At 71.0% G+C, this 4,828-nt stretch carries 5 protein-coding genes; 4 read left to right on the forward strand and 1 reads right to left on the reverse strand.

The genetic code is table 11. From position 1 onward, the window contains the following. Positions 1 to 136 precede the first annotated feature (136 nt). Positions 137 to 433: an MTH1187 family thiamine-binding protein gene (locus tag ACZ4WV_RS22920; RefSeq protein ID WP_465749556.1), complete on the forward strand. Its 297-nt coding sequence runs from the start codon at positions 137 to 139 to the stop codon at positions 431 to 433. A 3-nt stretch (positions 434 to 436) separates the two neighbouring features. Here ACZ4WV_RS22920 and ACZ4WV_RS22925 read toward each other — a convergent pair whose 3' ends face one another. Continuing rightward, positions 437 to 913 carry a DoxX family protein gene (locus tag ACZ4WV_RS22925; protein WP_465749558.1) on the reverse strand — a complete coding sequence of 159 codons (477 nt, stop codon included), beginning with the start codon at positions 911 to 913 and terminating at the stop codon, positions 437 to 439. A 430-nt stretch (positions 914 to 1,343) separates the two neighbouring features. Here ACZ4WV_RS22925 and ACZ4WV_RS22930 point away from each other — a divergent pair, with 430 nt between their 5' ends. The 3 genes from ACZ4WV_RS22930 (at position 1,344) to ACZ4WV_RS22940 (ending at position 4,693) form a co-directional block, all read left to right on the forward strand. Then, entirely contained in the window at positions 1,344 to 2,282 is a 939-nt protein-coding gene (locus tag ACZ4WV_RS22930) for a carbohydrate ABC transporter permease (RefSeq protein WP_465749560.1), read from the forward strand. After that, positions 2,279 to 3,199 carry a carbohydrate ABC transporter permease gene (locus ACZ4WV_RS22935; protein ID WP_465749562.1) on the forward strand — a complete coding sequence of 307 codons (921 nt, stop codon included), beginning with the start codon at positions 2,279 to 2,281 and terminating at the stop codon, positions 3,197 to 3,199. Before ACZ4WV_RS22930 ends, ACZ4WV_RS22935 begins: the two co-directional genes overlap by 4 nt. A gap of 105 nt (positions 3,200 to 3,304) precedes the next feature. Continuing rightward, entirely contained in the window at positions 3,305 to 4,693 is a 1,389-nt protein-coding gene (locus ACZ4WV_RS22940) for an ABC transporter substrate-binding protein (RefSeq protein WP_465749564.1), read from the forward strand. The last annotated feature ends 135 nt before the right edge of the window (positions 4,694 to 4,828 follow it).

Here is a 4,828-nt window from a genome sequence, read left to right on the forward strand (position 1 = left end):
CTCGCCGCGCTACCCTCTGTTCGTGTGTTCCCGCCGCTACCTCTCGGGGTCGGGCTGTAGGCCCCTTGAGTCTGCCCGCCGGTCCGGGAGTTCCCGGACCGGCGACCAGTGCCGTCGACGCAAGGAGTGCAGAGCCGTGATCGCAGCCTTTTCGGTGACCCCGCTGGGGATCGGCGAGGACGTGGGGGAGGCGGTGGCCGCCGCCGTCCGGGTGGTCCGCGCGAGTGGGCTGCCCAACCGGACGGACGCCATGTTCACCAGCGTCGAGGGCGAGTGGGACGAGGTGATGCCGGTGATCCGGGAGGCGATCGAGGCGGTGAAGGCCTACAGCGGCCGGGTGAGCACGGTCATCAAGATCGACGACCGGGCCGGGGTCACCGACGGTCTCACCGCCAAGGTCGCCTCGGTCGAACGGCACCTGGCCGGAAGCTGACCCTCAGCCCGTGGAGGTCGGCTGGGCGGCCGGTTCGGCCGTCCGGGCCTCCGGCCCGCGGGCGGTGAACAGCCGGTCCAGGGCGTACGGGCCGGAGCCGAGCGCCGCGATGGCCAGGAAGGCCCAGCAGAACAGCACCGAGGGCTCGCCGCCGTTCTGCAGCGGCAGCAGTGCGTGCTCCTGGTGGACGGTGAAGTAGGCGTACGCCATCGAGCCGGAGCAGAGCAGGGCGGCCGCCCTGGTGCCGAGGCCGAGCAGCACCAGGGCGCCGCCGACCAGCTGGATCAGTGCGGCCCACCAGCCGGGCCACTGGCCGAGCGGGAGGGCGCCACCGCCCTTCGTGCCGCCGAGGACGCCGAAGAGCGAGGCGGCGCCGTGGCAGGCGAAGAGCAGGCCGATGACGGCGCGGAAGGCCGCCAGGACGTAGGGGCGGGCGGCGTCGGCCGCCTGGCGGGAGCTTGCGGGGAACTGTGCGGTCATGCGGGAACGCCTCTTGTGGGGAAAGAAGGGGGCAAGGGGCGGTAAAGCTAGCCTTCGCCCGGTCGGCCGGGCAACGCTCCGTCAGACGGCTGTCAACAAGTGGCCAGTCGCCTTTCTTGACCGTTCGGTCCAGTACGGGCAGGCTACAGCGTCTCGCCGACCTGGTCCTGGACGGCGGCGTCTCCGCCTGAGCCGTGGTGGCCTCAACCGCCCCGTGCGCAGGCGCGGTTGAGGCCACCGTGCGTCCAGCCGCCGCAGTGCCGCTCCGCTCCCGAGTCGTCGGGCACGTCCTCCGGGGCGGACCGGCCGAATCTGACGCGAACGCGTAAGTCCGAGGACACCCGTCGATCACCCCGGGGTTCCCGCGCCGTCGTTCGGGCAGGACACGGTTTCGGCCGGAACCGACACACGAAAGGCGGACGCGCGACCCATGCCGACCGCACCGCACACCGCGCCCCCGCCGGGACGCCGCCCACCACCCCATCGGGCAGCGCGCTGGGGCGAACACGGGCTCGCCCGGGCCTTCCTGCTGCCCTCCCTGGTGGTGTTCGCCCTCTTCATCGGCTACCCCCTGGGCCGCACCGTCTACCTGAGCGGGCACGCCAACGACCTCTTCGGCGCGCCCTCCCGCTACGTCGGGCTGAAGCACTACACCGACCTCCTCGGCTCGGCCGACTTCGGCCGGACGCTGGTCACCACGGCGCTGTTCACCCTGCTCACCGTGGTGCCTGGAGTGCTGGGCGCGCTCGTGCTGGTGCTGCTGCTGGAGAACCGGATCCGCGGTGTACGGCTGCTCCGCTCCGCCTTCGCGCTGCCCTTCGCCTTCTCGGTGGCCAGCGCCTCGGTGGTCTTCGCGGTGTTCTTCAACCCCGCCAGCGGGGTGCTCAACGGCCTGCTCTCACACGTCGGCCTCGGCCCGGTCGGCTGGCTCACCGACTCCCGCTACGCGCTGGTCTCGGTGGCCGTCACCACGGTCTGGATGAACCTCGGCTACAACGTGCTGGTGCTCTCCGCCGGCATCGGCTCGATCCCGGGCGAGGTCGTCGAGGCGGCCCGCATCGACGGCGCCTCCGGCCTGCGGCTGGCCCGCTCGATCACCGTCCCGATGCTCGGGCCGAACCTCTTCTTCCTGACGGTGGTCTCCACCGTCCACGCACTGCAGAGTTTCGGCCAGATCCACATCCTCACCAAGGGCGGCCCGGACGGCTCCACCCGGACCCTCGTCTACTCCGTCTACGAGAAGGCCTTCGCCTACAACTCCAGCGACTTCGGCACGGCCAGCGCCCAGGCCGTCGTGCTGCTCGTGGTCGTCCTCGCCTGCACGGCCGTCCAGTTCGGCGTCCTGGAGCGGAAGGTGCACTACGCATGACCACCCTCGCCACGGAAACCGGCGCCGGCGCCGAGCCCGAAGCCGACGCGCCCCGCCCCCGCAGCCGCCCGCGCGCCCGGGTGTTCGCCGGGCGCTCCCCGCGCGACCTGCTCGGCCGCGCCGCCGTCTACCTGCTGCTCGCCGCCGCCCTCGTCACCGTGGCCTTCCCGGTGTACTACGCGATCGTCGGCGCCTTCATGGATCCGGCCGAACTGTCGTCCTACCCGCCGGCCTTGGTGCCGCACTCGATCACCGGCCGGAACTTCTCCGGCGCCGTGGACACCATCCCGCTGGCCCGGCAGTACGCCAACTCGGCGATCACGGCCACCGCCATCACCCTCGCCCAGCTGTTCACCTCGATCCTGGCCGCGTACGCCTTCGTGTTCCTGCCGCTGAAGGCGCGGGCCGTGGTGTTCGGGGTGTTCCTGGCGACGCTGATGGTCCCGTGGGAGGCCATCATCATCCCCAACTACCTGACGCTGTCGGACTGGGGCCTCGGCAACACCTACTTCGGTCTGGTGCTGCCCTTCCTCGCCTCCGGCTTCGGCACCTTCATGCTGCGCCAGTCCTTCCGGCAGCTGCCCGGCGAACTGCGCGACGCCGCCCGGATCGACGGCGCCGGGCACTGGCGCTTCCTGTGGCGGATCGTCGTCCCGTTGAACAAGCCGGCCCTGGCCGCGCTGTCGGTCTACGTCTTCCTGTCCGCCTGGAACCAGTACTTCTGGCCACTCATCATCACCCGCACCGCGAACATGCAGACCCTGCAGATCGGCCTCACCTCGCTGCGGGACTCCGAGATGGCCGACCCCGGTCTGATCCTGGCCGGCGTCGTGCTCTCGCTGCTGCCCACCCTCGCCCTGGTGGTCTTCGGCCAGCGCTTCATCGTCCGCGGCCTCACCGCGGGTGCCGTCCGCTGACCCGCCCCGCCGCTGACCCGTCCCGCGGCCGACCGCCCCGCCGTCGGCTCGCCGTCCCGCCCTCCGCTGGACCGTCCGTCCCGCTTCCGGAAAGAGAGAACCCTCGTGAAGAAGAGTGCCCGCGCGCTCGCGGCCCTGCTGGTGGCCGGCCTGTCCCTGACCGCCTGCAGCTCCTCCGGCTCCGGCTCGGGCGGCTCCGCCGACGCCGCCGCCCCCGGCGCCCAGGCGCTCGACCAGGCTTCGGGCGTCACCACCGTCGAGTTCTGGCACTCGATGACCGGTAAGAACGCCGAGGTGCTGAACGGACTGGTCAGCCAGTTCAACGCGGCGCACCAGGGACGGATCGAGGTCAAGGCCCAGTTCCAGGGCAAGTACGACGAACTGGTCGCCAAGTACAAGGCCTCGGTGCAGCAGAAGGGCACCCCCGCCCTGGTGCAGGTCTACGACATCGGCACCCGCTTCATGATCGACTCCAAGCAGACCGTCCCCGCCCAGGCCTTCGCGGACAAGGACGGCTACTCGCTGGACGACCTCGACCCCAACATCCGCAACTACTACTCGGCCGGCGGCAAGCTGGTCTCGATGCCGTTCAACTCCTCGATGCCGCTGCTCTACTTGAACACCGACGCCTTCAAGGAGGCCGGGCTCGACCCGGCGCAGCCGCCCCGGACGCTCGACGAACTGGCCGAGACGGCCAAGAAGCTGACCAGGAAGGACGCCGACGGCAAGACCGTCCGCTACGGCTTCGGCGCCGCGATCTACGGCTGGTTCGTCGAGGAACTGCTCGCCGAGTCCGGCACGATGTACTGCGACAAGGACAACGGCCGCAGCGACAAGGCGGGCAAGGTCGTGTTCGACTCCGCTCAGGGCGCCCAGATCGTCCAGTGGTGGGCCGACCTCGTCAAGGGCGGGTACGCGGCCAACACCGGCCGGGTCACCGACGACGCCCAGGCCGCCTTCAAGGCCGGCACGGTCGCGATGCACCTGGAGTCCACCGGTGTGCTGCGCGGCTACACCGAGGCCGCGAAGTTCGGCGTCGGCACCGCGGCGTTCCCCAAGGCCACCGCCGGCGACCAAGGCGGCCCGGTGATCGGCGGCGCCTCGCTGTGGATCAGCGGCCCCGGCCACTCGGACGCCGAGAAGCGCGCCGCCTGGGAGTTCGAGAAGTTCCTCACCGCCCCCGAGCAGCAGGCCGCCTGGCACACCGGCACCGGCTACTTCCCGGTCAACCGGAAGTCCCTGGACGACCCCAAGGACAAGGAGTGGGTGGCCAAGTACCCGCAGTTCCAGACCGCCATCGACCAGCTGAAGGCCACCAAGCCCACTCCGGCCACCGCGGGTTGCCTGCTCGGCGTGATGCCGCAGGCCCGCAAGGGCGTGGAGACCGCCATCGAGCAGACGATCGCCGGCAGCAAGACCGCCCAGCAGGCGCTCGCGGACGCGGCCAAGGAACTCCAGCCCGCTATCGAGAGTTACAACAGCTCGGTCGGCTGACCGGTTCGAGCGTCCAGGGGGGGGGGGGCCGGGGGGCCGCCCCCCCCTCCTCCCCCGGGCCAAATGTCCTCCGCGGGAAGGAACCCCCCGTCCCCCGGCAACGAAAAAAGGGACGCGAACTTGTCCAGGGAGAGG

This window comes from Kitasatospora sp. NPDC029312 (genome assembly GCF_055569215.1).

Coding starts and splice junctions, on each gene's coding strand:
- ACZ4WV_RS22925 (WP_465749558.1), bottom strand. CDS start 913: ATGACCGCACAGTTCCCCGCAAGCTCCCGCCAGGCGGCCGACGCCGCC.
- ACZ4WV_RS22930 (WP_465749560.1), top strand. CDS start 1,344: ATGCCGACCGCACCGCACACCGCGCCCCCGCCGGGACGCCGCCCACCA.
- ACZ4WV_RS22935 (WP_465749562.1), top strand. CDS start 2,279: ATGACCACCCTCGCCACGGAAACCGGCGCCGGCGCCGAGCCCGAAGCC.